General features: G+C 41.7%; 27 protein-coding genes. 21 read left to right on the top strand and 6 right to left on the bottom strand.

Features of this window, described 5'->3' with window-relative positions:
* Nucleotides 1-62 precede the first annotated feature (62 nt).
* Entirely contained in the window at nt 63-854 is a 792-nt protein-coding gene (locus tag BLU33_RS20970; protein WP_091377836.1) for an FKBP-type peptidyl-prolyl cis-trans isomerase, read from the bottom strand.
* Nucleotides 855-1,174: 320 nt separating this feature from the next.
* Between BLU33_RS20970 and BLU33_RS20965 the strand changes: the two genes are divergently transcribed.
* The 5 genes from BLU33_RS20965 (at nt 1,175) to BLU33_RS20945 (ending at nt 4,999) form a co-directional block, all read left to right on the top strand.
* Complete coding sequence (locus tag BLU33_RS20965) at nt 1,175-2,008, top strand: sulfite exporter TauE/SafE family protein (RefSeq protein ID WP_091377833.1); 834 nt, start codon at nt 1,175-1,177, stop codon at nt 2,006-2,008.
* An 11-nt stretch (nt 2,009-2,019) separates the two neighbouring features.
* On the top strand, nt 2,020-2,421 hold the full coding sequence (locus BLU33_RS20960; RefSeq protein WP_091377831.1) for a DUF1634 domain-containing protein: 402 nt from the start codon (nt 2,020-2,022) through the stop codon (nt 2,419-2,421).
* Between the two features lie 34 nt (nt 2,422-2,455).
* A complete protein-coding gene (locus BLU33_RS20955) occupies nt 2,456-3,241 on the top strand; it encodes an alpha/beta fold hydrolase (protein ID WP_197684527.1) in 786 nt (261 codons plus the stop codon).
* Between the two features lie 85 nt (nt 3,242-3,326).
* Entirely contained in the window at nt 3,327-3,902 is a 576-nt protein-coding gene (locus tag BLU33_RS20950; protein ID WP_091377828.1) for a Crp/Fnr family transcriptional regulator, read from the top strand.
* Nucleotides 3,903-3,970: 68 nt separating this feature from the next.
* Nucleotides 3,971-4,999, top strand: a complete 1,029-nt coding sequence (locus BLU33_RS20945; RefSeq protein ID WP_091377825.1) for an NAD-dependent epimerase/dehydratase family protein — start codon at nt 3,971-3,973, stop codon at nt 4,997-4,999.
* A gap of 78 nt (nt 5,000-5,077) precedes the next feature.
* On the opposite strand, the gene BLU33_RS20940 is transcribed toward BLU33_RS20945, so the two are convergent.
* A complete protein-coding gene (locus tag BLU33_RS20940; protein ID WP_091377822.1) occupies nt 5,078-5,392 on the bottom strand; it encodes a hypothetical protein in 315 nt (104 codons plus the stop codon).
* 161 nt (nt 5,393-5,553) lie between these two features.
* Between BLU33_RS20940 and BLU33_RS20935 the strand changes: the two genes are divergently transcribed.
* The 6 genes from BLU33_RS20935 to BLU33_RS20910 all read left to right on the top strand — a co-directional run bounded on the left by BLU33_RS20935 (nt 5,554) and on the right by BLU33_RS20910 (nt 12,546).
* Nucleotides 5,554-6,456: a class I SAM-dependent methyltransferase gene (locus tag BLU33_RS20935; protein WP_091377819.1), complete on the top strand. Its 903-nt coding sequence runs from the start codon at nt 5,554-5,556 to the stop codon at nt 6,454-6,456.
* A 52-nt stretch (nt 6,457-6,508) separates the two neighbouring features.
* Complete coding sequence (locus tag BLU33_RS20930) at nt 6,509-8,806, top strand: right-handed parallel beta-helix repeat-containing protein (protein WP_091377815.1); 2,298 nt, start codon at nt 6,509-6,511, stop codon at nt 8,804-8,806.
* A gap of 102 nt (nt 8,807-8,908) precedes the next feature.
* Nucleotides 8,909-9,961: a cobalamin-independent methionine synthase II family protein gene (locus BLU33_RS20925; protein WP_091377811.1), complete on the top strand. Its 1,053-nt coding sequence runs from the start codon at nt 8,909-8,911 to the stop codon at nt 9,959-9,961.
* 149 nt (nt 9,962-10,110) lie between these two features.
* The gene (locus BLU33_RS20920) at nt 10,111-11,070 is read left to right on the top strand and encodes a quinone oxidoreductase family protein (protein WP_091377807.1); all 960 of its coding nucleotides are present in this window, start codon (nt 10,111-10,113) and stop codon (nt 11,068-11,070) included.
* A 56-nt stretch (nt 11,071-11,126) separates the two neighbouring features.
* On the top strand, nt 11,127-11,837 hold the full coding sequence (locus BLU33_RS20915; RefSeq protein WP_091377805.1) for a YukJ family protein: 711 nt from the start codon (nt 11,127-11,129) through the stop codon (nt 11,835-11,837).
* 91 nt (nt 11,838-11,928) lie between these two features.
* Complete coding sequence (locus BLU33_RS20910; protein ID WP_091377802.1) at nt 11,929-12,546, top strand: HAD family hydrolase; 618 nt, start codon at nt 11,929-11,931, stop codon at nt 12,544-12,546.
* Between the two features lie 37 nt (nt 12,547-12,583).
* Here BLU33_RS20910 and BLU33_RS20905 read toward each other — a convergent pair whose 3' ends face one another.
* Nucleotides 12,584-13,267, bottom strand: coding sequence for a porin family protein (locus BLU33_RS20905; RefSeq protein ID WP_091377800.1), 684 nt, complete (start codon nt 13,265-13,267; stop codon nt 12,584-12,586).
* A 136-nt stretch (nt 13,268-13,403) separates the two neighbouring features.
* On the opposite strand from BLU33_RS20905, the gene rlmF reads away from it, so the two are divergent.
* The 3 genes from rlmF to BLU33_RS20890 all read left to right on the top strand — a co-directional run bounded on the left by rlmF (nt 13,404) and on the right by BLU33_RS20890 (nt 15,413).
* Nucleotides 13,404-14,372, top strand: a complete 969-nt coding sequence (rlmF, locus tag BLU33_RS20900) for a 23S rRNA (adenine(1618)-N(6))-methyltransferase RlmF (RefSeq protein ID WP_091377797.1) — start codon at nt 13,404-13,406, stop codon at nt 14,370-14,372.
* A gap of 130 nt (nt 14,373-14,502) precedes the next feature.
* Complete coding sequence (locus BLU33_RS20895; protein WP_091377794.1) at nt 14,503-14,838, top strand: PadR family transcriptional regulator; 336 nt, start codon at nt 14,503-14,505, stop codon at nt 14,836-14,838.
* Complete coding sequence (locus tag BLU33_RS20890; protein WP_091377792.1) at nt 14,835-15,413, top strand: hypothetical protein; 579 nt, start codon at nt 14,835-14,837, stop codon at nt 15,411-15,413. Before BLU33_RS20895 ends, BLU33_RS20890 begins: the two co-directional genes overlap by 4 nt.
* A gap of 1 nt (nt 15,414) precedes the next feature.
* Here the strand turns inward: BLU33_RS20890 and BLU33_RS20885 are convergent, their stop codons facing one another.
* Nucleotides 15,415-15,798 (bottom strand): YrdB family protein, encoded by a 384-nt coding sequence (locus tag BLU33_RS20885; RefSeq protein WP_091377789.1) that lies wholly within the window; start codon nt 15,796-15,798, stop codon nt 15,415-15,417.
* 8 nt (nt 15,799-15,806) lie between these two features.
* On the bottom strand, nt 15,807-17,297 hold the full coding sequence (gene pdxR / locus BLU33_RS20880) for a MocR-like pyridoxine biosynthesis transcription factor PdxR (RefSeq protein ID WP_091377786.1): 1,491 nt from the start codon (nt 17,295-17,297) through the stop codon (nt 15,807-15,809).
* A gap of 185 nt (nt 17,298-17,482) precedes the next feature.
* On the opposite strand from pdxR, the gene BLU33_RS20875 reads away from it, so the two are divergent.
* The 6 genes from BLU33_RS20875 (at nt 17,483) to BLU33_RS20855 (ending at nt 21,883) form a co-directional block, all read left to right on the top strand.
* Nucleotides 17,483-17,974: a DoxX family protein gene (locus BLU33_RS20875; RefSeq protein WP_091377782.1), complete on the top strand. Its 492-nt coding sequence runs from the start codon at nt 17,483-17,485 to the stop codon at nt 17,972-17,974.
* Between the two features lie 26 nt (nt 17,975-18,000).
* Nucleotides 18,001-19,020, top strand: coding sequence for an EamA family transporter (locus BLU33_RS20870; protein ID WP_091377779.1), 1,020 nt, complete (start codon nt 18,001-18,003; stop codon nt 19,018-19,020).
* 28 nt (nt 19,021-19,048) lie between these two features.
* Entirely contained in the window at nt 19,049-19,861 is an 813-nt protein-coding gene (locus BLU33_RS20865) for an MBL fold metallo-hydrolase (RefSeq protein ID WP_091377777.1), read from the top strand.
* A 67-nt stretch (nt 19,862-19,928) separates the two neighbouring features.
* Nucleotides 19,929-20,078, top strand: coding sequence for a hypothetical protein (locus BLU33_RS25230; RefSeq protein ID WP_157682290.1), 150 nt, complete (start codon nt 19,929-19,931; stop codon nt 20,076-20,078).
* Nucleotides 20,079-20,274: 196 nt separating this feature from the next.
* Nucleotides 20,275-20,946 carry a hypothetical protein gene (locus BLU33_RS20860; protein WP_091377774.1) on the top strand — a complete coding sequence of 224 codons (672 nt, stop codon included), beginning with the start codon at nt 20,275-20,277 and terminating at the stop codon, nt 20,944-20,946.
* 43 nt (nt 20,947-20,989) lie between these two features.
* Nucleotides 20,990-21,883 (top strand): glutamate--tRNA ligase family protein, encoded by an 894-nt coding sequence (locus tag BLU33_RS20855; protein WP_197684526.1) that lies wholly within the window; start codon nt 20,990-20,992, stop codon nt 21,881-21,883.
* Nucleotides 21,884-22,592: 709 nt separating this feature from the next.
* Here BLU33_RS20855 and BLU33_RS20850 read toward each other — a convergent pair.
* A complete protein-coding gene (locus tag BLU33_RS20850) occupies nt 22,593-25,127 on the bottom strand; it encodes an ATP-binding protein (protein ID WP_091377768.1) in 2,535 nt (844 codons plus the stop codon).
* 193 nt (nt 25,128-25,320) lie between these two features.
* On the opposite strand from BLU33_RS20850, the gene BLU33_RS20845 reads away from it, so the two are divergent.
* Nucleotides 25,321-26,688 (top strand): M16 family metallopeptidase, encoded by a 1,368-nt coding sequence (locus BLU33_RS20845; protein WP_091377765.1) that lies wholly within the window; start codon nt 25,321-25,323, stop codon nt 26,686-26,688.

Genomic DNA, 26,688 nt, shown 5'->3' with positions numbered 1-26,688 from the left:
ACTGTACTCATTCATCCTCATGCTGGCGCACGCATATCGCATGTGCTTAAACTTACAATAACTCAAGGTTTCCCACCCGTCTGCATCTTCTTTATCATATCCGTAGCATTAGTATTTTTAGGATTGAGCTTTAGCGATTTTTCATAATTCTTGATCGCCTGTTTATTATCACCCATATCCATATAACCCTCGCCCAAACTGTCATACGCGTTGTATGATTTTGGGTATAGCTTCACATTCAGTTTGAACAATTCCACGGCATCAGCCGGGTATTTCTTAATGAGCTCATAGCCTATACTATTCAGATCATCTTCGGATACGTACAGGTCCTTAAACTTTGCTTTCTTTAGCGTATTAAAAGTTTTAAGCACGGTATCTATTTGCGGCTTCGAATCTGCGGTAACCGGTTTTGCAAAAAGTATGCTATCCAAAACCATACCTAATGATTTTGCTTTGGTATCCAATAAGGTTATGTCAAAAATGAGTGTCGAGTTTGGTGGGATTGTGCCGGTGCCTTTTTCGCCATAAGCTATATTTGATGGTAGTATAAATACGGCCCTGTCACCAATATGCATTAACGGTATGGCTTCATTAAAGCCCTTTATGAGTTTACCTGGCACCTGCGCTGCAAATGGTGTCCCGCGATCTGCGGTCGCGTCTATTTGTTTGCCATCGGTCAGGGTTAAAATGTAATCAACTATGGCCAGTTGCCCGGGGATAAATGCGGCCCCGCTGCCTTTGGTTTTAAAAAAATATTTCAAGCCGGATGCTGTCGTAATGGTATCTGTTTTTTGTGCGAATGCGATGCCGCAGAAACAAACGGTACAGATAAGGGTGAGTAGGTTTTTCTTCATCAATTTGGTCAATTAGGTATAACTCAAATATAATTATTTAGCCTGAATACCATTGAATTACTTGATGGCAAATTCTGTATTCCACTAAAGGATTTCCACTCTTAATTATTGATAATTCACCTTAAAATATCATATGATAGTAAAAAACAAATCTTAAACATCTGATGTTTAAATAAAACATCGTATGTTTGTAATGGAAATTAAGACAATGAAACAAAAGAAATTATCGCATAAAGCTTTGGCAAGGATCAGGCAGGATAGAAAATACGCGGGTATCATCAGGGATATTTTAGAAAACATTTATTAATACCATATATATCATGACAATTCTAACATTCACATTAATTTTGCTTGCCGGGGCATACCTGGCCGGGTTGGTGGGCTCGCTCACCGGCTTAGGGGGCGGGGTGGTAGTTATACCTTTGCTCACCCTGGTTTTTCATGTCGATATCCGTTACGCTATAGGTGCCGCCTTACTGGCATCAATTGCCAACTCATCGGGCGCGGCAAGTGCTTATGTTAAGGAGGGCATCACCAACATCCGTTTAGGTATGTTTCTTGAAATTGCTACCACCGCAGGCGCGGTTGCGGGAGCTGTAATAGCCGTATACACACCTACTAATACTATTGCTATACTTTTCGGGGCCATATTACTGTTCTCTGCCGCCATGACCATCCGCAAGAAAAACCAGGAGGCACTAACAACCGGCAGCGCTCTATCCTTAAAATTAAAACTCGATAGCAGTTACCCCACTAAAGAGGGCCCGGTAAGCTACAAATTAAAAAATGTTGGTGCAGGCTTCTCCATCATGGCCCTTGCAGGCATCATGTCGGGATTATTGGGGATAGGTTCGGGGGCGCTAAAAGTGCTGGCTATGGACTCAACTATGCATATCCCTTTTAAGGTTAGCACCACTACCAGCAATTTCATGATCGGCGTTACCGCCGCTGCGAGCGCGGTTGTTTACCTGCAAAGAGGGTATATGGACCCTGGCATTGCCTTTCCGGTGGTTCTGGGGGTTCTGGGTGGTGCATTCACCGGGGCGAAATTGTTGAAAAGGCTCGACCCTAAAGTATTAAAATACATCTTTTGTCTTGCTATTTCTTTTGTAGCGGTTGAAATGATCTACAACGGTTATAACCATCAATTTTAATAACAACAGCCATGAAAAAAATTATTTCGAAACATTTATTTGCCGATCGGGATATAGAACAATTTATCGGGTTGCAGCTCAGGTATGGCGTAATTATTTCCAGCCTGATAGTGCTTGCTGGTGGATTAATTTATCTGCAGCAGTCGGGCGGATTGGCTTTGCCGGCATATAGCCAATTTATTGGTACAAAAGCCGGGTTTACCAGCATTGGCCAAATTATAACAGGTTTAGGCACATTAAATGCCCGGGGTATTATACAATTTGGCGTGGTAGTACTTATTGCAACGCCCATATTACGCATTGCGTTTTCTCTTGTGGGCTTCGTAATTGAAAAAGACAGGCTTTATATTTTAATAACTTTAATCGTGCTATCTGTTATGATGATAAGCATTTTCGGTGGATTAAAAGTTTAGCTTACAGATCATCTAAAAATAAAAATCTATTACCATGAAAAAATCAATTTTAAAAATGGGGATCGCGCTGCTTTGCGCCATCATCTTTAGTTCAGTCATTACTCTTACTGCTGATGCACAGCAACCGGCAGGTATCAAAAATATTGTTCTGGTTCACGGTGCTTTTGTAGATGGATCGGGCTGGAAACCGGTGTACGATATTTTAGTTAAAAAGGGATATCATGTTAGTGTAACCCAACAACCGCTCACCTCATTTGATAATGATGTTGCCGCAGTAAAAAGGGTATTAGCTATGCAGGATGGCCCGTGTATTTTAGTTGGACATAGCTACGGAGGAGCCATTATTACAATTGCCGGTAACGACGACCATGTTGCGGGCCTGGTTTATATAGCTGCGCATGCACCTGATAATGGTGAAAGCGAGGGCGGCAATGGAAAGCTTTATCCATCTGCCTATAAATCACTTCAAAAGGGTGCCGATGGGTTTGATTATATAGCTCCGGCAAGTTTTTATGCTGATTTTGCCGCTGATCTTCCAAAATCAATTGCTGAGTTTACAGCCAATGCGCAAATGCCGGTAGCAGATGCCGTATTCCATGCTATTATCCAGAATCCCGCCTGGCGAACAAAGCCAAGCTGGTATATGGTAGCCAAAGCCGACCGTATTATTAACCCTGATCTGGAACGTATGTATGCCAAACGCGCTAAAAGCACCACCGTGGAAATTGAAGGTGCCAGTCATTCAGTTTATGAATCGCACCCTGAGGATGTAGCAAAGCTAATTATTGCCGCAGCTACAGGCGCCACAGCTAAAAAGTAACACAAAGATCACAAGATAATCAAAGCCTTTAGACGAAATTCTGAAGGCTTTTTTATGTGAGGATATTTATTGATAACTTGGCAGCATGCACAATCATTTACTAAATATCATATCTCAAAAGGTACCGTTAACTGAGTATGATATTGATTTGTGTAAACTATATTTTGAACCGGTACTGTTTCCAAAAAACAGGATTATTGAAGAAGCCGGCACGGTGCCCCAATACCTATACTTTGTTGTAAAAGGCTTTATGCGCCTGTTTCATTATAACGAAAATGGCGACGAGGTAACCACCCACATCAATTGCCCGCCAGGATTTTTAACTTCTTATTCTCATTTTATCAATCCAACAAAAGCAGATGAAAATGTAGAATGCATAACCGAATGTGAGCTACTCAGGATCACTAAAAATAATTTAGACCTATTAACCCAAAAAAGTGCCGCGTTTAAAGATTTCAGTATCGGCGTGTTTCAGCAGTCTATCGCTTATAACGAGAACCGTTCAAAAGAACTGGCGACATTAAGCGCAGAACAGCGGTATAAAAAACTGATCGAAAACTACCCGGGTATTATACATCATGTGCCGGTTCAATATATCGCATCTTTTTTGGGGATGAAACCGGAAAGCCTGAGCCGGATACGCAAGCGGATGAATTCCTAACATTTGTCAAGTGGTTTCGGTGCAATAGTCGGGAGATTTGTGCCATTAATTATTAAAAAAATAAGCAAATGGCAAATCAGCAATTATCACTCGTTAATGGTGCAAACGGGCACCTCGGCAATAATTTAGTAAGGCTACTGATCAGTAAAGGTATCCTGGTACGGGCCGCCGTCAGAAATATCGGCAACAAAGAACCTTTTGCAGGTTTGGATTGCGAAGTTGTTCAATCAGACATTACCGATAAGCAATCATTAATAAAAGCATTACAGGGTGTTGAAACTTTTTACGCAGTAGGGGCCGCGTTTAAACTTTGGGCAAAGGATCCTCAAAAGGAGATCTATGATGTGAACATCCAGGGCACCCGAAACATGATTGAAGCAGCCGCGGAGGCGGGAGTGAAAAGGATTGTATATGTGAGCTCGATAGCTGCCTTAAATTATACTGCTATACCGGCTAAAGAAAACTATGGGTATAACCCCGACCGGAGGGATACGTATTACAACTCAAAAAACGATGGCGAAAAGCTGGCTTTTGAACTGGCTAAGAAATATAATATTGAGTTGGTAGCAGTTTTACCTTCAGCCATGATAGGGAGCGAGGCCTTTGCGCCATTAAATGTATCGTACAATATCCTGAAGCTGATCCTGCAAAAGGAGATCCCGGTTGAAACAAATATTGCACTTAACTGGGTTGATGTGAAAGATGTTGCCGAAGGCTGTTATTTAGCAGCAACAAAAGGGATCAGCGGAGAGCGGTATATACTGGCCAATGAAAAATGCACCTCTATTAAGGATACCACTAAAATTGCACAACAGCTTTTCCCCGGGTTAAAGATCAAATTGCCGGTTGCCGTACCAAAGCCTGTTTTATTTGTTATTGCCTGGCTAATGGAGCTGGGCAGTAAAATAAGCGGCAAAGCACCTTTACTAAGCACTAAAGACATTGCCATGTTTTCGGGTTTACAACAGGACTTTGACCTGTCAAAATCAAGAAATGAGCTGGGCTATAATCCTAAAAACCCAACCATGGCTGTAGAAGAGGCGCTGGGATATTTGATTGAGCATCAATTAGTGCCATTAAAAAATCCTGACAAGTAATTACGCTCGTTTGCAACGAGTGCTTACATGGGTTAGCGATTGCATCGCCCTCGTCTACTGACGTACCTGCTGCGCATTTTAACGCAAATTCTTCCGCAATAAAGGCAGCACCAATAGCTTTACGATTAAATGCGCGGTTAACGAAAGGGCAAATGTAAAAACCAGGATCATCGCCTTTTTCAATGGGGTGTTGAAATAATCTAAAAAGGCTGACTGGCCGGAACCGGCGTACAAAACGGCCAGTATAAATACAGTTATACCGGTGATCCATAAGGTTAAGTGCGAATAAAAATAACGGGTGCGGGCCAGTTCTGATTTAGGGAATGCAGTAAGCAATAATGCCACATGTGTAATAAAAAAGATGATTGCGATAATAATTAGGCTATAAAACATTGGTTAAGGGGGTTTAAACCGGGAAGATAAAAAATCTTTATGAGAAAATATCCAGAGCAATAATTAATTTTTTATCAATTCAATCTTTCAACCTGACCCGTATATATCGATTGGCTTTTATTTTAATGGTCGAAAGTGTTTCGTAGCTTTATTGCAGTAAGATGGTCATCTCAGCAATACAATCACATATCAGGTCAATAGAAAAAAACGAGGTCCTTTACGAAGAAAAGAATTTCGATAAGCGTATAGAGGCTATCGACTTTATTGAATTTCATATTATTGATCAGCTGGAAGATCTCCTGCAAAAAACAACTGCACCTGATGAACTGCATTTACTAAAAGATCGCGCTGAAAAAATAAAAACTAAGCTCGAAGAAATTGATAGTAAGCTTTTTCAAAAATTGCGGGCAGATATCCGGTCGGTCGGGTGTGCGGGAAATGAATTTAAAGCAATGATCAATAAATACATTGATCTGGATTTAAGTGATAGTCAGCACCAGCAAGAAGCAGGCTATGATAACCTTGATATCTTTATCAATGGCTTATTCTCGCTGCAAGCTATGCCCGAGCAGACCAAAGAGCTGGAACTGGAAATGGTGTATTATCAGAAAACGCCAGCCCGGGTAGTTTTTGAAATGGCAGAACAGGTTTCCTTAATGCAGGAGGATATTTTTTTCGATTTAGGATCAGGATTAGGCCAGGTAGCTATATTGGTAAATCTGCTCACCGGGGTCACCGTAAATGGTGTAGAATTTGAACCTGCTTTTTGCGATTATGCAAGGGATTGTGCCACGGAGCTTAATTTACCGGAAGTAAAATTTATAAATACTGACGCCCGGCAAGCCGATTATTCTGAAGGGACTATATTTTTTATGTTTACGCCCTTTAGGGGTGAAATAATGCAGGAGGTTTTGGCGGCTTTGAGGAAAGAGTCGCTTCTAAGAAAAATTAAGATCATTACTTATGGGCCCTGTACTGCTGAAGTTGGTTTACAGGGCTGGTTAAGCCCTGTAAGTATGAAAGATGATAATATGTATAAGCTGACTGTTTTTACCAGTTGTTAACCGCACATTTTTTTATCGTAATTTAGTGATGTATCCCTGATTAATAACATCAATGAATTTTAGGCATCTCTCAACCAAATATCTATCTGTTTTATTATTAGGATGCCTTGCATTAAATAGTTTTTCTCAAGGTAAACCTGCCATATCGCATGGCTCCATCCCAAAAACTGATGATGAATTTGTTGGCCCATTTAGCAGCTGGTTAAATGCAAAAACAGGGTTTGGCGCCAAAGGCGATGGTGTAACCGATGATACCCGTGCCTTGCAAGCGGCGCTTGATGCAGTGGCAACATGCGTTGTTAATAATACGCTTTATTTGCCCGCAGGTACCTATTTGATCAGTTCAACATTAACCATCAACCATCACATTAATGTTTCTGTTATTGGTGCCGATCCTGCCAATACCATTATAAAATGGGGAGGAGTCGCTCATGGTACAATGTTACAGGTTAATGGTACGGCGTATTCAAAGTTTGATCGCCTTACCTGGAATGGGAACCGCATTGCCGATGTGGCCGTAGAGCAATCATGGGATGGCAACCAGCCGCATTTTGATACCGGTAATGAATATGCCGATGACGTTTTTATTGATGTGGCGTTCGGTATTCACGGCGGCTCGCTGGGCCATGGCTTTGCCGAAACATCCATTCTGCGCGATCATTTTATACGTAATACAAAGGCTGGTGTTAGCCTGGGTAATTTTAACGCGCTCGATATTTGGGTGCGTAATTCATCGTTTCAGGATTGTGGTGTTGGGGTAACGAATACCTATGGCGCGGGCAATTTCAAGGTATATAACTGTGTTTTTCGCAATTCGGCCATTAGTGATATGTCCATGAACAATACCGGCGATTTTTCTGTTCGCGGCAATACTTCCATTAATTCCAAACAATTCTTTTCTGCCGCTAGCAGCCGTAACCCATCATCTATAATTATTGAAGGGAATACCATTATTGACCCTGTAAATACCCAGGCGATAACCACAGGCAATCAGGGGCCAATTATTTTTATAAATAATATTGTCAGGTCGCGAAATTCGGCAAATGGTACGGTAGCTGCATTCAGTTCAAATGCTTTCTGCATGGGTAATGAATTTACTGTTGCTGATCCGATTTCTATAGGTAGTAATAGTAATACCTATAATAATAAAACAGCTTCCCGGGCCAGCCTTATAAATCTTTCGGCACCAATACTCTCGGGTGCAGAACCAAATCTTAAGCGCCGGGTGTTTGAGGTGCCTGTTGGGGCTGGTTATTCCGTTATTCAGTCTGTAATTAACCAGGCGGCTAAATTTTCCGGAACGCGGCCCGTTGTTCATTTTCCTTATGGTAATTATAATATTTCGGGTACTATCTTCATCCCTGCCAATAGCGATATCCAGCTTGTGGGCGATGGATTTGGTGATCGGTATGCCAGTATGTTAACCTGGAGTGGTACAACAGCCGGGCCTATAATATCTATTGCAGGTCCATCAAAAGCAACCATACGCGATATAACATTTAAAGGGAATACGGTAAGCACTAATATCCTGATCACAAATGCTGATGAAAAAGGGTCAAGAATTTTTATGCAGGAATTTCACCAGGTTGGCGGGCAAACAGGCTTATTGGTAAACCAGCTTGATCATACGGTCATATTCGCTTATGACACCCAGTTTTCCGGTTTAAAAAAAGCGGTGAGTATTATTGGTGGTCCGCTAGCCGATCAGGGAAAACCCGCTGAAGGCAGAACAATTATTTATAGCGGGGCATCATCAAATAACGATCTATCCAACGAAATAATAAACGGTAACCTGATGGTGCAGGATTTCTGGTACGAAGGGAGTATTAAAAGCACCTGGACTAAACTTTCAGGTAAGAGTGTTTTTATAGGCGATGGCGATCATATTGCTACGCCACTGCATGTCGTGCTGCCTTCGGTTATGATGAATGATTTTACAGGTGAAGCATTATTTATAGCCGGTGACATAACCGGCCATTTTTTAATAAGCGGCAAAAGTGCGCAGGCAAAAATACTGGCACTGGGTATTATGGCTGAGAATGATTCTGTGCTTATGGATACATCCTCCCCTAAAGCGGATGGCAGATTGCTGACGAGTCGTACCCGTAATTATAGCATGCAATGGCTTAAAGGCGGCAGCTCTGCCATGCCCGATATTGGTACTTATGATCCTCAATTTATAAGTAATATGATGGCTGATATGCTAAAGGTACGCCCTATTATACTTACAACTTTACCACACAGCGTGAGTGATATTCGCTTATACAGGGTAATGTCGATTAATGGTGCCAAAGGTATTGATATTGAGGTTGATCCGGGAGTGTCTTCAAAAAAATCAAAATCAAATTGATCGTATTAGTTGTTCATTTACAAAAATTTCAGAATTGTAGTTGTGACGCTTTTTAAGTTGGATAAATTGCTATAACTTTAAGAAACCAATTTATCAATCAAGATGAAGATATCTACCGAACCTATAGGCAGCATCCCGAGATCTCCCGAATTATTAGCAGCTATTACTTCAGCAAATGGTGGAGCTGATCTGCCAAAACAATATGAAAAAGCCATTCGCGAAACGGTAGCAGCGCTTGAAAAAACGGGCTCCCCGGTTATTACCGATGGTGAACAAACCAAATCGAGCTTTGCAACCTATCCGCTTGAGGGCCTCACCAATTTAACAGCTGAGGGTATGAAAATTAGTTTCGAGGACGGGCATTTTCGTCAATTGCCTTTCTTAACTAAAGGGCCTTTTAAGTATGGCAACTATGCCGTAAAGTACCTTGATGCAGCTAAGAAACTAACCGATAAGCCGGTTAAGCAAGCGGTCATTTCTGCATCAGCATTAAGTTTGATCTATCCGCCGAACGGCATTGAAGGTTATACGCAGGAGCAATTTATAAGCGATCTGCTAAATGAGTGTGAAAAGGATATCAGGCAATGTTTACAGCAGGGAGCCTATAAGGTTCAGATGGATTTTACTGAGGGCCGGTTATCGCTTAAGCTAGACCCATCGGGTGGTGTATTAAAGCATTTTATTGATCTGAATAACCAGGTTTTTAATCGTTTCACCGCCGAAGAACAGCAAAAATTAGGGGTTCATGTATGCCCCGGTGGCGACCATGATTCAACGCACAGCGCGGATGTTGATTATGTTGATCTTTTACCGCATCTTTTTGATTTGAACGTTGGCAGCTTTTATTTACAATTAGCCAGCGAGCCAGACAGGGTAAAGGTTTTAAAAACCATAAAACAATATCTTAAGCCCAACCAAAAGGCATTTATAGGTGTTATAGATGTACTTAACCCGGCAATTGAAAGCGCGGAAGACGTTAAGGAAAGAATATTGGAAGCAGCTGAATATATACCATTAGCGCAGTTGGGTACAACCGATGATTGTGGGTTCTCGCCTTTTTGCGATGATGTTTCAACAACTCGTGAAACAGCTTTCGCTAAAATAAAGGCCCGGATAGATGGTACCATACTTGCGGAAAAACAATTGTCGGCTTAAAACATAGCGTACTTAAATAATAGTGGCGCTGGTATAATATTATGGCTTACTTATGATAAGTGCCTTGCCTATGGTACGTATGATTAGTTTTATATTTGACTGCACGCGGTACTAGTATCGAAGTTATATAACTTAATAATCATAGCGTGATGAAAGCACTAACCTTTTCAACATTCGGTAATTCAGATGTACTTGAATATCTGGATATTCCGGAACCTGTATTAAAAACTAATGAAATTCTGGTTGAAACGGAGGCAATAGGATTAAACTTTGCAGATATTTATCGCAGAAAAGGCAACTATCACCTGCTTGGGCAGCCACCCTATATTGCGGGCTATGAAGGTGCGGGTATTATAATAGACGCAAATAATAATGAGGGCTTTAAACAAGGTGACAGAATTGGCTTTGCTGATGTTCCATTTGCTAATGCTGAAAGGGTAGCCGTGCCTGCTACTCATGCCATTCCATTGCCTGAGGAGATTAGTTTTGAAACTGCTGCCTCTGTTTTATTGCAAGGCCTCACTGCTCAGTACCTTGCAACGGATAGCCATAAAACTAAATCGGGAGAAACGGTACTTATACATGCCTGCGCCGGTGGTGTTGGGATTATATTAACTCAAATAAGTAAGTTATTGGGCGCTACAGTTGTTGGCTTAACATCATCTGAAAGTAAAGCGGCCATTGCATTAAAACATGGGGCCGATCAGGTATATTTATATACAGATGATTGGAAAAAAGAGGTGCTGTCTTTCAGCCTTGGCGGTGTTGATGTAGTTTATGACAGCATTGGGAGTACTTTAAAAGATAGTTTTTCCGTAACAAAAGACTGCGGACAAGTGGTGTTTTTTGGCATGTCGGGCGGGATGCCGGATTTAGTAGACCCGAGAATGTTAATGGATACCTCAAAAACAATTACAGGCGGCGATTTATGGAGTTATCTTACCTCAAGGGAAGAAAGACAAAAAAGAGCGGCCCAGTTATTTAATTGGATAATTAATAAAGATATCATGATTCCATCCCCGGCTGTATTTAGCCTTTCAGAAGGGAAGCTGGCGCATGATTATTTGGAAAGCAGAAAAAGTTCAGGAAAGATAATTTTAATTCCGTAAGTGAATCAATTGTATAAATACGCGGTAAATATAATAGTCAATCTAACATTAAAACTATGGCATTAAATTACGGATTATTAAGAGGTGAAGTAATTAACTCCATCCCCTACAAAAATACCGCCGATCATTACCAGATTGAAGTTAAAGCCGACCAGTTATACCGTTTGGCTATTGATGTTTATTCAGAGATAGCAGGCGCGCAGGTCCATTATGCTAATGGGGGCAGTACAAAATTGGATACCGACAGGATATTGCTGTATTACAAGGATGAGAACTTCGTTCATCCCTTAACAGCGCAAATGTTGCAGGCGAAGGTTGGTTTTACGCCAAAAACAGCTCTGCCCGGCGGGTTAGGGCTTGATTATTTGCGTACAACACCGGCGCTGTTCCCCATAGGGGCAATGACGCTGGTGCCGCCTGCAGCTATAGGTACTAATGGTAGCGACCTGAATGATGATCTCAATCCCTGGGTATTAAAGGCAACCAATAATCCCAACGCCGAGGTTTTTGCTTTTGGCTCGGGCTGGGATGATAATACCTCGGGCAGTATAAAAGATAATACCCAATATTTTAACCCCGACCCGGCTTTGGGCGTGCATGATGTGCACATGAACCAGGGCGATTCGGGCAAAGAGGCAGCAAATAATGGTGTATACCAGGATGGCGCGCTTTTCTTTTATTTTAAGGATACCGATCTCTGGGTAGCAATGTTTTTCCGCTTTCAGAATCAAAGCATTAAAACAGATAATAACGGGAACCCGGTTTAATAATTTACTAAATATCTTTCTGAAAAAGATGAAGCCTTGATTATATAATTCGATATTAAAAATTCGTTTTATTTTTTGAGATATCTCAATTATGAAAAAAGCACTGATTTTTGATCTTGACAATACAGTTTACCCTGTGGCTTCTATTGGGGCGCAATTATTTGAATCGGTATATGCCCTGTTGGAGCAAAAGCTGGATAGCGATACTTATAAAAAGGTTCAGGAGGATGTTACCAGGATGCCTTTTCAAAAAGTTGCCAAAATTTATGCCTTTAGTGAGGACTTGAAACAGGATAGCTTACAATTGCTCCGCGGGCTGCGATGTGATGAAGCAATTGAACCTTATGAGGATTATCTGCAAACTAAGGACCTGAAAATCGACAAATTCCTGGTAACTATAGGTTTTACCGAGCTACAGCTAAGCAAAATAAGACAGCTACAGATTGAAAATGATTTTAAAGAAATTTACATAGTAGATCCCGATAAATCGGCCATTACCAAGAGGGATATCTTTCAGCAGATCAAGGAAAAGTACAATTATACTTTTGATGAAATGCTGGTAATAGGCGATGATCCAGAATCTGAAATTGCTGCCGCGACAGTACTTGGGATTGATACTTATTTGTATGATCCCGAAAAAAGGCATTCAGCCACTAATGCGGTTCACCATAGCGATAGTTTTACCGGGTTAAAGGATATTTTGAATTAGTAGATTATAATTAATTGATGTATGAAGAATCAATGTGTTAAAAGCTTTGTCCTATTGAAAGATAGAATGTAATGGTTTTAAATTCGCTCACATCATAGCCAGTGTTATTTTTTTGCAGGATGTTGGTAAAGCCCCAGTCAAGATTACCGCTTATGGTCCATCCCGCTGCACCCTGAAATCCCAATACGCCGGTCGCGCCAACATCGGTTGATTTAAAATCGCCATTTTTTCCGTAGGTGATCTTCTGCTTTACGGGATCATCCGTGTAAAGCGTTTGGTTATTTGTACCATTTAAACCCAGCGAAAAATAGGGGCCTGCACCTAAATAAATATTTGCACCATCTCCAACTGGTAAATGCCCAATAAAGGCAATCGGGATTTCAAGATAATGCAATTTATAGTCGTCGGTAACTGAAATATTGTTTTCTTGCTGGTCGACATATACAGCGTTCATAGTTCCACCCTTGCCCGCATAAAGTATGCCGGGCCTTATAGAAAAGTAATCGTTGAATTTAAAATCGGCATTAAAACCTAATGAGAAAGGTGCTTCTGAATTCGTATATACCTCGTCTCTGTATGGCGATTTTACTTGTATAAACGCAAAGCTGGTCCCCCCGGCTAATCCAAATGTTATAGTACCGTTATTAGTGTTGCCATAACTTTGTGCAAAAGCAATAATAGTTGAAATCGTAAAAAGGGTGGTAAGTAGTAGTTTTTTCATATTATGAATAAGGTGCCGCGAAGATAGAATTATCCCCCTTATTTCTTAGTTATAAGAACTACAAAAATACAAATCTTATAAGGTCTGCTTTTGTAATTAAAATGCCGACCTTCGCTACAAAGATATCAGCCTTAAAATGCCATCAGAACCAAAACAGCCTGCTGCCGAAAAAGAAAACTTACATCCGCGTAATTTACACCGGCAAGGGTATGATTTTGAACGGCTTATTAAGGCTACACCAGCGTTGCGGCCATTTGTAAAACCCAATAAATTCGGAACAGAATCTATAAATTTTAGTGACCCGGATGCAGTAAAAACGCTGAACAGGGCCTTGCTAAAGCAGTTTTATGGCATTGATTACTGGGATATCCCGGCAGGATACCTTTGTCCGCCAATACCCGGTCGGGCTGATTATATTCATTATATGGCCGATCTGTTGGGGGAGAGCAATAAAGGCGCTATCCCGACAGGCGAACAGGTAAATGTATTGGATATTGGTACCGGCGCTAATTGTGTGTACCCAATAATTGGTAACAGCACATACGGCTGGCAGTTTGTGGGTACTGATATTGACCCGGTGGCTATACAATCAGCGAATAAGATCATTACTGAAAACCCGAAGCTGAAAGATAATATTGTGTGCCGGTTGCAAACCAATAAGGCCGATGTTTTTAAACGCGTTATTAAGCAAGGCGAAGTTTTTGATCTCAGCATGTGTAACCCGCCTTTCCATGCATCATTGCAGGAAGCGCAATTGGGTACCAACAGAAAATGGGATAATTTGAATAATACCAAAGCGCCTAAAGCGGTGCTTAATTTTGGCGGAAAGAACAATGAGCTTTGGTGCCCCGGTGGCGAGGCCATGTTCATCAGGCATATGATTGAGCAAAGCGCTTTATTTACAAAAAGTGTGCTTTGGTTCTCAACGCTGGTATCAAAAAAAGATACCCTGCCCGGTGTTTATAAGGCTTTGAGGAATGTATCGGCTATTGATGTTAAAACCATCAGCATGTCGCAGGGCCAAAAAGTAAGCCGCATTGTTGCCTGGACCTTTTTGAATGAACGGGAACAGGCTGCGTGGAGAGCAAGTCATGGGAATAAATAAACACGAATAATACCAAGAATTTTAAGCCTGCGATAAATCTATTGCAGGCTTTTTTGTGTTCTCATCAAAAGAACAATAAAAACATAGCATTGCTATTGTACATTGTATTGCTATGTATTATATTTGTTATATGAATAATGAATTTGTGCAGAACTGGTTCTCCCAGGTAAAGAAAGGGACACTATCCTATATCATCCTCATCATACTTGATGAAAAGGAGTATTATGGCTATGAACTGGTGCAGGAGATAAAAATTCATACCACGCTTGAGGTAGCGGAAGGTACCTTATACCCTTTATTAAACCGACTGAAAACCGAAGGCATTGTCGACGCCAAATGGATAGAGCAGGAATCAGGTATACCACGTAAGTATTATACATTGAGCAAGGAGGGGAGAGAAACTCTAACTGAAATGAAGAAGATCTGGTCGGCATTAGGAACCGCCATTCAAAAAATACAGAAATGAAGAGAATAATTTTTAATAACCCAACCGCACAGCGCATTTATGATGATTATTTTGTCCGTGTTAATCGCTGTATAAGCATATTATCAGCCGAGGATCAGCGGGAATTGCTAATGGAATTTAACAGCCATATTTATGAGGCCACGCACACAGCCACACCCGAAAATGAGGTTGACGTATTGATGGATACCCTCGATAAATTAGGTGCGCCCGAAGTAGTATTGCAACCCACTGTTGCTCATAAAAAAGTGCGGCAGGCCGCGCGTTCCTTCAATCCTAAACATGTGATACAAGCTATATATCTTAATATTTTTAATGGATTGGGTTATTTTATCCTTGGTTTGATCTATCTGTTGATCTTAGCTTTTGGATCGTTGGCTATCATCAAACTAGTTGCGCCAGATCATACCGGCTTTTTTGTTAAAGACGGGCATTATTTTGTTTTCGGTTACACCAGCAATTTACCATCAGGAACTACCGAAGTATTGGGCGACTGGTTTATCAGTACAGTTATCATCTTAATGTGTATGTTCTACTTTTTTAACACCTTGTTGTTTCGGTTGTTGAAAGGGAAATAGCTTATTTCGCAAATCCATTATAAGATTTATTCCGGAGCATGGCCCAAGTCCTGTCGTATGATACCGCGTAATGCACTATCACAATTGCGGCTATGATATAGCTTAAGGTGATGTGATTCAGCGTAAATAATATCCACACGGTTAGGGCAAACAGGCTCAGTTCCATCAATAACCTGATCAATCCCGGTGTTTTTACCGGGGCAGCTCCGGGGTCATTCGGTATTCTGAAAACGCCCCATAATGTTGCAGCTATTGCAGGGAGTATGAGTGCTGCTGCATATTGTTCCCATCCCACAAATAAATGCCAGCCCCACATGCCGAGTGCGGCTAATATCACCAGCTCTAATAAAAATCGTACTGCAAGGTTTATCGGGTTTTTGTTCATATGGGTGTTTAAATTATTCCGCTTACTTTTTTAATTGCCTTGCTAAAAATAGCCACGGCATCTTCCAGTTCCTGTTCGTTTAATGATGCAAAGCCAATGCGTACCGAGTTGCATTTATTGCTCCTGTCGTGATAATAATCCTGACCAGCGCTAATGGTAAGTCCCAACTCCGAGGCTTTTTGTGCCACTTTTACCGGGTCGATACCCTGTTTATAATTTACCCAGATAGCAAAGCCACCATCAGGAACCTTGAATGTAATATAGTCGCCCAGGTGCGCATTTAGAAGCCCGCAGAGAATGTCACGCCTTTCGTGGTATAGTTTGTTGGCTTTTTTCAGATGGCGGCTTATATCGCCGTTCTTAAGTAAATTAGCCATAGCTTCCTCCAGTAAATGCTCTCCCTGCCGGTCTATTAGTTTGCGCAGCTTTATTGCCTGTAGTAAAAAATTTGGCGGGGCTATCATAAAGCCAATGCGGATACCGGGTGCTATGGTCTTACAAAAAGAACCAACATATATAACATTGCCGCAGGTATCAATACTGGCTAAGGGCAATATGGGGCTGCCTGAGTATTGAAAATCGAAATCATAATCATCCTCAATAATGGCGAACTTATATTTTTTGGCCAGTTCCAGCAATCGGATGCGCCTTTCGGAACTCAATGTAGCCGTTGTAGGGGTATGGTGATGGGGGATCACATACAGCATCTTCACCTTTTTACTTTTACATATTGTCTCAACCGCATCCATATTCAAACCATGTTCATCAATGGGAACTAATTCAAGTTTTGCACCGCTATGCTCAAATATCTCGTTAGCGCCCGAGTAGCCGGGATCGCCCACAATTACTACATCATTTTTTGATAACAGCACCTGTGCTGTGAGGTATAGCGCCATCTGCACGCCCTTTGTGATCAATATATCAGCAGCCGTAACATTTAATCCCCGCGTGGCCGACAGGAATTTAGCTAGTTCGGTTCTGAAATTTAAAGAACCCTGCTCGAGACCGTACATCAGGTAGGTAGGGGTAAAGCGGTAATTGGCAAACCTGCGGTATTCCCGCACCATTAATTCAACCGGGGCAATGCGTGTATCGGGGAAACCATCATTAAAAATAAGATTGCCATCGGCAGGTTTATTAAACAAACTGGCAACATGTATTTTATCAGGAACGGGGAAGGAAGTCTCCGAAGCCAGTGCATGGCTCTGAATAGTAGCAGCCAGGCGCCTTGGTACAACATCAGGCAGGTTTTTAGCTACAAAAATTCCCTTGCGGGGATAAATATCTATCCAGCTTTGCGCGTATAATTCATCGTAGGCTGATACCACGGTTTGCCGGTGTACATGTAAATTTTTTGCAAGCACCCTGCTGGCCGGTAATGGTGCTCCCGGTTTTAAGATCCCCTGGCGTATATGATTGATTATGCCGTTTGAAACCTGCAGGTAAACAGGTACGGCAAGTGTTTTATCAATGGTTAGGGAGTTTTCTATCAATGCCATATCATACCGGAATAATTCATTTATGCTGGCTATAGTTTAGCTTAAAGTCAGCGTATTGTAAATTGAAATACTAAAGTATGTATAATATTTATTTCCTGCATGCTGGACTATCTGCTTTGTTGTTTCTGGACTAGTTGTATAGGCCAGCCTATGCCTAACTTTATACTAACAAAAAGAGAAATATTATGATTAGTCAGCAATATAAATATCAATCGGTATACCTGAGGTTAGCTATAGGCAGCGCCTATTTATGGGAAGTAGCCGACAGGCTTGGGTTGTTAGGTGCCCACGGGCAACCACATGTAGGCTGGGGCGATTGGCAGCATTTCCTGGACTACTCAAAACAGGTGATGGCATTTTTACCTGTTAGCATTATCCCTTTCCTGTCAGTTTTAGCCACTCTGGGCGAGGCCACTTTTGGCATATTGTTAATTATCGGCCTGTTTACCCGTTTCGCGGCTATAGGCAGCGGAATATTGAGCTTTTGTTTTGCCGTATCAATGGGTATCTCATTTGGTATCGATTCGCCATTGGGTTATTCGGTTTTTACGCTGAGCGCAGCCAGTTTTTTACTCGCAGGTGTGCCAAATTACAAATGGAGCATTGATGCCTGGCGCTCATTAAGATCATTGAATAATCAATTGGCTGATTACCAGCAAAACGCCATATTAAATTAAATCTTAACCTTAAAATTATCATCATCATGATACAGTCTTCAAATAAAACATCAGCACTTTTAGTAATTATAGCCTTTGCCATTGTTTACGTGGTATGGGGCTCCACTTACTTTTTTATACAAATGGCCATACATGGCTTCCCGCCAATGCTTATGGGGGCCTTCCGTTACTTTACAGCCGGCATTTTAATGCTGATATGGTGTCGTATAAAAGGCGACAAACTTTGGGTGTGGAAAGATATAAAAACATCGGCCGTTTGTGGTTTGCTGATGCTGTTTGTTGCTACCGGCGTAGTTATTTGGGTTGAACGTACCTTGCCCAGTGCCATGGTCGCCATAATGGTTTCGGCCAACCCCGTATGGTTTGTAATACTTGATAAAGCAAACTGGAAGATCAACCTAAAAAACAGATCAACCATAGCGGGCATCATCCTGGGCTTTTCAGGCGTACTTTTACTTTTTGGCGAAGCTATTGAAAGATCATTGAACGGCTCATTAGGTCAGGCGCAATTAATAGGTTTATTTTTATTGATCCTGAGCCCTATCGCATGGTCGGCAGGTTCATTATATTCAAAAAAGAATGCCGTTAATGCCCCCGCACGTTTAAATGTTGCATGGCAAATGATCATTGCCGGGTTAGCGTTTATCCCGGCAAGTGCTTTGCATAATGAATACAGCACATTCCATTTTAGCCAGGTGCCTGCACAGGCATGGTTCGCGTTGGTTTACCTTATTTTGTTTGGGTCGATAGCTGCCTTTAGCGCTTATGTATGGTTGCTGGGTGTAAGACCAGCCACACAGGTAAGTACGCACTCTTATGTAAACCCTGTTATTGCGGTATTGCTTGGCATGGGCTTTAATAATGAGCACATCACGATATTACAGATATTCGGTCTGCTGGTGATATTGGTGAGCGTGTTACTGGTTAATCTGTCGAAATATGGCCCGGCCTTTAAAAACCGGATCTCAAGTATTTGGGTTTCTATTAAGGGCTTAAATCCATTCGCGAAAAAAGATAAAATGGCGGATGTATGCTGCCAGTCGTAATTACCAGGCAAAACTAAAATAGTTCACCATGACTGTAAATAACTTATGTAAAACCTGCGGCACGGAATACCCGCAGGCAGATGGATCGCCCAAAACTTGTCCGATCTGTGATGATGACCGCCAATATTTACCTGAGGATGGCCAGCAATGGACTAATTATGGCGAGCTCAGCACTAATCATAAAGTTGTAATAACTGAATTAACTCCGACATTATACGCCATTAAAATAGAACAGGCATTTGCTTTGGGCCAAAGAGCTTTGCTGGTACTGAGCGAGCATGGTAATATTTTATGGGATTGCATACCATTGTTGGATGAAAAGGCAATTGAGTTTATCAGGTCAAAGGGTGGGTTAAAGGTAATCGCTTTTTCGCATCCGCATTATTACAGCACCATGAACCGCTGGGCCGAAGTATTTGATTGCCCTGTATATATTCACCATTTAGATGATCAATGGGTATTTAATAAGGGCAGCCATATTGAATTTTGGCAGGGCGATGAAAAGCCTTTGTGGGATGGTATGAAGATAATTCATATCGGCGGCCATTTTCCCGGTAGTTGCATTTTAAAGGTGGATGGGCTGTCAGAAAAAGGAACTTTGCTTTGTGGCGACAGCCTGTACCTAGCCCGGAGCAAAAGGCATATTGCTATTATGTACAGTTATCCCAATCAGATACCATTACCGGCGAATGAATTAAAGGAAGCTATAAGAAAAGTTTCGGAACAGGAGTTTGATACCATTTACGGGGCATTCGACTGGCAAAACCTGCGTGGTAATGCAGGAGAGGTATTTAAAAACTCGGTTGAGCGCTACCGGGAGAGCTGTTTACAATATTCATAATACATGTTAAACCATTTATATTGCTTTCGGTCATAATATTATAGCATTTATACTAAATATTAAGACCATGAAAGCGATATTAAACAACATAAAAGAAAACCTTTATAACGTATTTATAATGGGTAATGCCAGCAATATGCAAATAGTAAAAGTTTGGGCCTTATTGGCCGTTCCGATGTTAACATTATACGTAGCTGTGGGTCATTTCCCCCGCTAATTGTTAAAACCATTTGAGTGATTTGATATAAGCCTTTGGATGAGAAATCCGAAGGCTTTTTTGTTTGCGTTCTTTTTTTAATGGGTGATAATACCGTGTTTTAACGGTAGCTATTTCAATAATAAACATTTAACTTTCAGTAATATAAGCCTAAAAGTAAGTCTGGTTCATCACGATTTCAAAAATCTTACGGATCATGAAAAAGCAACCAAATAATGATGAGCAGGATATGGTGATATCCTACCTAACCATCAGAAAAGCCGTAGGCGTATTAGGCATTGCCCTGCCTGTTGTTTTACTCCTGGGCACATGCCTCATTAGTCATTGCCCTTGCATAAGGGGGGCTATAAGTGATTACTATTATAGTATGATGAGTAGTTATTTTACGGGCACTTTGTGTGCTGTTGCCCTGTTCCTTTTCAGCTATAAGGGTTATGATAGTGCCGATCAGATATCTACCAATATAGCAGGCGTTTTTGCGCTGGGAGTAGTTTTCTTTCCCTCAAACATGGGTAAAAACTGTACGGAATGTAATTTACTATTCCTGCCTGATAATTGCTTAAGAAACGTTGTTCATTATGGTTCTGCAGCAGGATTCTTTTTTACACTGGCTTATGTGTCAATAATATTGTTCACCAAAACAAATAAGGATAAGCCCACACCTCAAAAATGCAACAGGAACATCATCTATAAAACATGTGGGTATGTGATAGTTGCAGCTATGGTTTTGATAGGGATTTTGAAAGCCACCGGTATTGAGAAGGTATTAAATGCTTACAGACCTACGTTTTGGCTGGAGTCGCTGGCGCTTTGGGCATTTGGTTTTTCGTGGTTAATAAAGGGCAAAACAATATTGCAGGACGAATAATTACCTGCCGAAATTGTAAATTTGCTAAAGCCCGATTAATAAAGTGCCAGATACAGCCCGTCAATATACTCAAACCCGTATAGCACCAACCCCCAGTGGTTTTTTGCACCTGGGTAATGTACTGTCATTTTCAATCACCGCGGCACTGGCCCAAAAGCATGGCACCAAGATATTGCTACGCATAGATGATATTGACCGCGCCCGGGTTACACGGCAATACTTACAGGATATTTTTGACACCCTCAATTTTTTAGAAATCCCATGGGATGATGGCCCGCGGGATGTTGATGGGTTTGAAAAAAACTACTCGCAACTACAGCGCATGCCTATTTATATGGAAGCATTAGAACAACTGCGCAGTAAAGGACAAGTTTTTGCCTGCACTTGCTCGCGTAAGCAGATAAGTAACATTGATGGATCATATGATGAGTCGCTTTGTACCTGCTTTGATCAGCAGATACCTTTATCAACTGAGCATGCAAACTGGCGGCTGATCACCAATAATGAAGAACTGGTAATTAAAGATTATTCAGGAAAAGATATCCGCGCCACCCTACCTGCCGAAATGCATAATTTTATAGTGAAGAAGAAGGATGGTTCGCCGGCTTATCAGCTTACGTCGGTAATGGATGATCTTTTATATGGTGTTGATCTGATAGTGAGGGGGGAAGACCTGTGGCCATCAACACTGGCGCAGCATCAGCTGGCCGCGACATTAGGAGAAAGCGATTTTAATGATATTGTGTTTTATCACCACCCTTTAATGATGGAACCATCCGGCAAAAAATTGTCAAAATCTGCAGGGTCAACCTCTATAAAATACCTGCGCGAAAACGGTAAAAGCAAGGCTGATGTTTATACTATAATTGCTGGTATGTTGGGAAGTAAGGAAAGTATTAGCAACTGGCAGGAGTTGGCTGAATTAGTTAACTTGTAATGACATATCCCCAGGCGTCATTGCGAGGGGGTTTACTGACTTCAGTTTGCAACTTAAGCCTTAGGATGACGATGTTTTCGGGTACTGAATGATCATTTAGTTTGCAACTGGATAGCGGTTTCTTTTCGCATGGTATCGCTCATAGCCGCTAGGCCTAGTCCTTATTGTCTTCGACACAAAAGGACCAAAAAGTCAAGTCAGTAGAAATGCTTCTTTGTCGCACAAGGCCATTGCCCTGCAAATCAGGCAAAACCTGGGCTGCTATATTTTTGCCCATTGCTTCGCCGCGCATGGCCCAGGCTTCTGTAAAAATCTGCTATGCCCTGCCATTGCGCACAAGGCCACCATTGTTTTGCCTGATTTCACCCGAAGCTGTTCTACTGACGGAAGCTACATAACTTATTAGAATGAGAAAACTTTAAATGAACCGCGATTAAAAGCGGGTAAATGCCCGACAAAAAGCGCGGGCCTGGGTGTTTTGCCTGTGGGCGGAAGGATCTTTTTGTCTTGATCTTTTGGTTACTTTTGGATCAAGCCAAAAGTAACTAAGGCTCCGCGCCTATGAGCGGCTTCACGCGATATTCACACTTGCAATTCGCTCTGTATAGTCTAGAGATTATTAATATTGTGTTTGTTTTTCAATGGTATTAATGAGCTCCCTCCGGTCGGTTGTCTTCGTTCCTCGCAATAACGCTTTTTAATAACGAGTTTACAACGGCAACGTAAAATAAAAAGTCGAACCCTTGCCCGATTCACTTTCCACCCATATCTCCCCATCATGCCGGTGAATGATCTCGGAACTTAAATACAGGCCTATGCCAAAGCCCGATATGTGACGGGTATGAGCAGTTTCTACACGATAATAGCGGTCGAAGAGTTTATCAATATCCTGTGGTTTTATGCCCATGCCTTCATCCTTCACACTCACCTGTATATTATTGCCGGTTACCACGCATTTCACCTCGATATGTTTGCCTTTGGGCGAATATTTAACGGCATTGGTAAGCAGATTGGAAATAACAGAACCTATCTTATCACGGTCGGCATACACCTCAACATGCTCATGAGGGGCCAGACTGATGTTATGGCTCGACACGGTAAGCTTCACTTCGTCCATCATCTCGGTTAACAGTAGCACCATATCGAAATGCTCTTTTGCAACATGGATCTTACCAGATTCCAGCCTTGAAATATTCAGGAAGCCGTTGATCATGGTCCCCATTTTTTTTACCTGTATATTAGCCTTATCCAGAGCACCGGCAATGAAGCTATCCTCGCTGTTTTTAAGCTTCATGTTAAGCACCTGCACAATGGCCGTAAGCGAGGTAAGCGGCGTTTTTAGCTCATGGCTAACCATACCTATAAAATCGCTCTTGCGCTGCTCGTCCTGCTTTTGTTCGGTAATATCCATTACCACACCCGAAAAGGTGGTAAACTCATTTTCATGATCCCTGGAAAGTTTACCTAAGGACCGGAGCCATATCAGTTGGTCGTCATTAAACCGCCGCATGGTGTAGGTAAAATCATAGTTGCCGCCATTTTCAATGGCGGCGTTAATTTGTTCTAAGATCTTATCCCTGAAATCTTCGGTTACCTGGCCAATCGCCTCATCAAAGGTCATTTCCTTATTTACATCGTAACCAAATAATTCTCTGAGGCGGGGCGTAGTTTTTAGTTCCCTGGTGTCGGAATTTATATACCAGGTTCCTATATTGGCAGCCTCTAAAGCAAAACGCAGCATTTCTTCTGCCTGCTCTACCTTTTTGCGGGCGTTAACCTGCTCCGTAACTTCAATGGCCACAATCATTACAGCTGTAGTTATACCATCTCTGTTTTTTATAGGCTGATAAATAAAGGTAAAGTAACCGTTTATCAGCTGCCCCTTATGATTAATAACAGCAGGGGTTTCATTGCCATAATAATTTTCGCCGGTAGTGAATACATCGTCAAGCAATTTAAAAAATGGCTGTCCTTTTAATTCAGGAACGGCTTCTTCAAAAGGTTTGCCAATAATGGCTGCATCCTTACCCAACATAAACTGTATTTTATCATTAGCAGCTTCAAATACCAGTTCACGCCCGCGAAGCAGGCAAATAGCAACTGGTGCCTGCTGTACCAAATTGCGGAAACGGGATTCACTTTTCTCTATCTCAACAACTAATTGCTGAAGATGCCATTGCGTTTCCGTTAATTCTTCATTAGTGGAGGCCAATTCCTCGTTAGCGCCAACCAACTCTTCGTTAATAGCCTGAAACTCTGTTGCGCTTTCTTCAATTCTTTTACGAGTGAGTACTTGTGTTGTAACTTCGGTACCAATAGTAATAATGCCATTAATATTGCCTTCGGCATCATATAGGGGGTCATAAACAAAATCAATATAGGCGGTTGTCATTTTCCTGTTCCGGAACAGTTGAATAGGTAGTTCTTTAACCGAAAAAACTTCACCTGTATTAAAAACATTATCAAGCAGTTGTTTTATGCCCTGATCAAGCAGTTCGGGCATGGCTTGCAGTATGGGTTTGTTCAATACCTGGGGAAGTCTTCGGCCCCAAAGTTCCAATGCGCGGGCATTGGCGATCTCCACCACGTACTCGGGCCCTCGGAAAATAGCGATGGCAACCGGTGCCTGTAAAATAATAAGGCGCAGGTTGTTATCATTTTCCTGTAGCTTTTTTTGAATAAGCCTGTCGGCCTCACGCGCTGCTTTTAAATGGCGGTTTGTTTCTTCGAGCTGTTTATTTGCTACTATTTTTGCAGTGGTTTCGGTACAGGTTACAAATACACCGGCTACTTCCCCTGATTCATCAGCTACCGGACTATAGCTAAATGTCCAGTAAACATCTTCTATTTTACCGTTACGGTATATGGGGATCAATTGGTCCTCACTCCAGGTTGATTCTCCTCCTGCAAGCACCTGGCTTATAAGTGGTTTAATAGTATTCCATATCTCCGACCAGGCCAAATGGGCAGGCATGCCTAAAATAGACGGGTGTTTGCCATGTTGCCCCAAACTAGGGCGGTAAGCATCGTTATAAAAACAAATAAGCTCAGGGCCCCACCATAAAAACATAGGGAACTTTGAGTTTAAAATAATACTGAGCGTTGTTCGTAAGCTTTGCGGCCAGGTATCAGGAGTACCCAAAGCAGTAGCCGACCAATCGGTGGTTCGCATTAACTCACCCATTTCGCCGCCCCCTTTCAGAAACGGATAGTCCTTATTTTTTGGTTGATCTGCTTGCTGCATGGAAAATATAAAGCTATGATAAACATAGGCAGAATAAAAGTACTGATTTACAGAGAAAACACGGATTTGTATAACCAATAAATTAATTTGATTGTTTAGCCGGGAAACAGTTTTTATAATTACGGGGACTTTCAAATTATAGGACAGCGGGGTTAATTTATTTTGCTAATTTGATCGCATCAAACATTCATCTATGATAAAGAGGAGCTGCCTGCTTATTTTACTTATTTTTCCCCTGTTGCTGCAGGCACAAAGTAAACTTCCCGAGAATATGTTCTATCGCACGCTGCCTAACGGGCTTGCTGTGCTGGTGATTGAGGATAACAGCGTACCGCTGGCCACAATAATGATCACTTGTAAAAACGGCGCTTATACCGAAGCCCCGGAGTTTAACGGGCTGAGCCATTTATATGAGCACATGTTTTTTAAGGCCAATAAAAACTATAAAACAGTCGACGATTTTTTGCAACGAATGAGCGAATTGGGCATAAGATCAAACGGTTCCACATCATTTGAAAATGTGAACTATTACTTTACCCTGCCCGATTATAATTTAAAGGATGGGCTGGATTTTATGAACTCAGCTATTCGCTACCCTAAGTTTGATAAAAAGGAGATGGCGCATGAAAATGAGGTGGTTGATGCAGAGTTTCAACGGAATGAATCAAACCCGGGCTATGCACTCTCCAACGCGATGGATCACCATATGTGGGGCGACCTATTCAGTCGCAAAAATCCGATTGGCGATCACCAGGTAATACGTTCGGCCACGCCGGCTATGATGGATTCTATCAAGAACAAATACTATTTTCCCAATAATTGCCTGCTGACCATTGCCGGCAATGTTGAACATGATGATGTATTTAAGCAAGTAGAGCATATATATGGCAGCTGGAAACCATCAGGCTTCGATCCGTTCCAAAAATGGCCAATACCGGAGTTTAAGCCGCTACAAAAAACAGATTATTTTATCGTGGAATCGCAGTTATCACGTGTACCATTGCTTATGCTGGAGTGGCAGGGGCCCGATACCCGTAACGATGTGCATTCAACCTACGCGGCAGATGTGTTCTCTTACATAGTAAATCAAAATTCATCAAAATTAAAAAAGGCACTCGTGCAATCGGGGCTGGCCTTGCAATGTAATATTGGCTATTTAACCATGAACCACGTGGGGCCAATCAGCATAATGTGTGTGCCAAACCCTATGAGGGTTAAGGAATGTATAGCAGAGCTGAAAAAACAAATTGATATGATGGACAGCGATGATTATGTAACCGACGAACAGATTGAAACAGCCAAACGAAAACTGGAAGTGGCCCAGATAAAGGAGAAGGAAGTTACCTCTGATTTTACAGAAGTAATGTCGTTTTGGTGGGCATCATCGTCTATTGATTATTATACCGGGTACCAGGATAATCTTAAGAAAATTACCCGTGCCGATCTGCAAACTTATGTGCGCAGGTACATCAAAAATAAGCCTTACTGCGCCGGTTTACTTATCAGTCCGGAGTTAAAGGACAAGATACACCCTGAAGATTTTTTTACAGCATCAAACTAA

Origin of the sequence: Mucilaginibacter mallensis (assembly GCF_900105165.1) — a bacterium.
GTDB classification, from domain to species: domain Bacteria; phylum Bacteroidota; class Bacteroidia; order Sphingobacteriales; family Sphingobacteriaceae; genus Mucilaginibacter; species Mucilaginibacter mallensis.
Note: the sequence above shows the minus strand (reverse complement) of the source record. Positions and strands in the feature narration are given on the sequence as shown.

Excerpts from the sequence above, each read along its gene's own strand:
- BLU33_RS20970 (WP_091377836.1), bottom strand. The coding sequence starts at position 854 with ATGAAGAAAAACCTACTCACCCTTATCTGTACCGTTTGTTTCTGCGGC.
- BLU33_RS20965 (WP_091377833.1), top strand. The coding sequence starts at position 1,175 with ATGACAATTCTAACATTCACATTAATTTTGCTTGCCGGGGCATACCTG.
- BLU33_RS20960 (WP_091377831.1), top strand. The coding sequence starts at position 2,020 with ATGAAAAAAATTATTTCGAAACATTTATTTGCCGATCGGGATATAGAA.
- BLU33_RS20955 (WP_197684527.1), top strand. The coding sequence starts at position 2,456 with ATGAAAAAATCAATTTTAAAAATGGGGATCGCGCTGCTTTGCGCCATC.
- BLU33_RS20950 (WP_091377828.1), top strand. The coding sequence starts at position 3,327 with ATGCACAATCATTTACTAAATATCATATCTCAAAAGGTACCGTTAACT.
- BLU33_RS20945 (WP_091377825.1), top strand. The coding sequence starts at position 3,971 with ATGGCAAATCAGCAATTATCACTCGTTAATGGTGCAAACGGGCACCTC.
- BLU33_RS20940 (WP_091377822.1), bottom strand. The coding sequence starts at position 5,392 with ATGTTTTATAGCCTAATTATTATCGCAATCATCTTTTTTATTACACAT.
- BLU33_RS20935 (WP_091377819.1), top strand. The coding sequence starts at position 5,554 with ATGGTCATCTCAGCAATACAATCACATATCAGGTCAATAGAAAAAAAC.
- BLU33_RS20930 (WP_091377815.1), top strand. The coding sequence starts at position 6,509 with ATGAATTTTAGGCATCTCTCAACCAAATATCTATCTGTTTTATTATTA.
- BLU33_RS20925 (WP_091377811.1), top strand. The coding sequence starts at position 8,909 with ATGAAGATATCTACCGAACCTATAGGCAGCATCCCGAGATCTCCCGAA.
- BLU33_RS20920 (WP_091377807.1), top strand. The coding sequence starts at position 10,111 with ATGAAAGCACTAACCTTTTCAACATTCGGTAATTCAGATGTACTTGAA.
- BLU33_RS20915 (WP_091377805.1), top strand. The coding sequence starts at position 11,127 with ATGGCATTAAATTACGGATTATTAAGAGGTGAAGTAATTAACTCCATC.
- BLU33_RS20910 (WP_091377802.1), top strand. The coding sequence starts at position 11,929 with ATGAAAAAAGCACTGATTTTTGATCTTGACAATACAGTTTACCCTGTG.
- BLU33_RS20905 (WP_091377800.1), bottom strand. The coding sequence starts at position 13,267 with ATGAAAAAACTACTACTTACCACCCTTTTTACGATTTCAACTATTATT.
- rlmF (WP_091377797.1), top strand. The coding sequence starts at position 13,404 with ATGCCATCAGAACCAAAACAGCCTGCTGCCGAAAAAGAAAACTTACAT.
- BLU33_RS20895 (WP_091377794.1), top strand. The coding sequence starts at position 14,503 with ATGAATAATGAATTTGTGCAGAACTGGTTCTCCCAGGTAAAGAAAGGG.
- BLU33_RS20890 (WP_091377792.1), top strand. The coding sequence starts at position 14,835 with ATGAAGAGAATAATTTTTAATAACCCAACCGCACAGCGCATTTATGAT.
- BLU33_RS20885 (WP_091377789.1), bottom strand. The coding sequence starts at position 15,798 with ATGAACAAAAACCCGATAAACCTTGCAGTACGATTTTTATTAGAGCTG.
- pdxR (WP_091377786.1), bottom strand. The coding sequence starts at position 17,297 with ATGGCATTGATAGAAAACTCCCTAACCATTGATAAAACACTTGCCGTA.
- BLU33_RS20875 (WP_091377782.1), top strand. The coding sequence starts at position 17,483 with ATGATTAGTCAGCAATATAAATATCAATCGGTATACCTGAGGTTAGCT.
- BLU33_RS20870 (WP_091377779.1), top strand. The coding sequence starts at position 18,001 with ATGATACAGTCTTCAAATAAAACATCAGCACTTTTAGTAATTATAGCC.
- BLU33_RS20865 (WP_091377777.1), top strand. The coding sequence starts at position 19,049 with ATGACTGTAAATAACTTATGTAAAACCTGCGGCACGGAATACCCGCAG.
- BLU33_RS25230 (WP_157682290.1), top strand. The coding sequence starts at position 19,929 with ATGAAAGCGATATTAAACAACATAAAAGAAAACCTTTATAACGTATTT.
- BLU33_RS20860 (WP_091377774.1), top strand. The coding sequence starts at position 20,275 with ATGAAAAAGCAACCAAATAATGATGAGCAGGATATGGTGATATCCTAC.
- BLU33_RS20850 (WP_091377768.1), bottom strand. The coding sequence starts at position 25,127 with ATGCAGCAAGCAGATCAACCAAAAAATAAGGACTATCCGTTTCTGAAA.
- BLU33_RS20845 (WP_091377765.1), top strand. The coding sequence starts at position 25,321 with ATGATAAAGAGGAGCTGCCTGCTTATTTTACTTATTTTTCCCCTGTTG.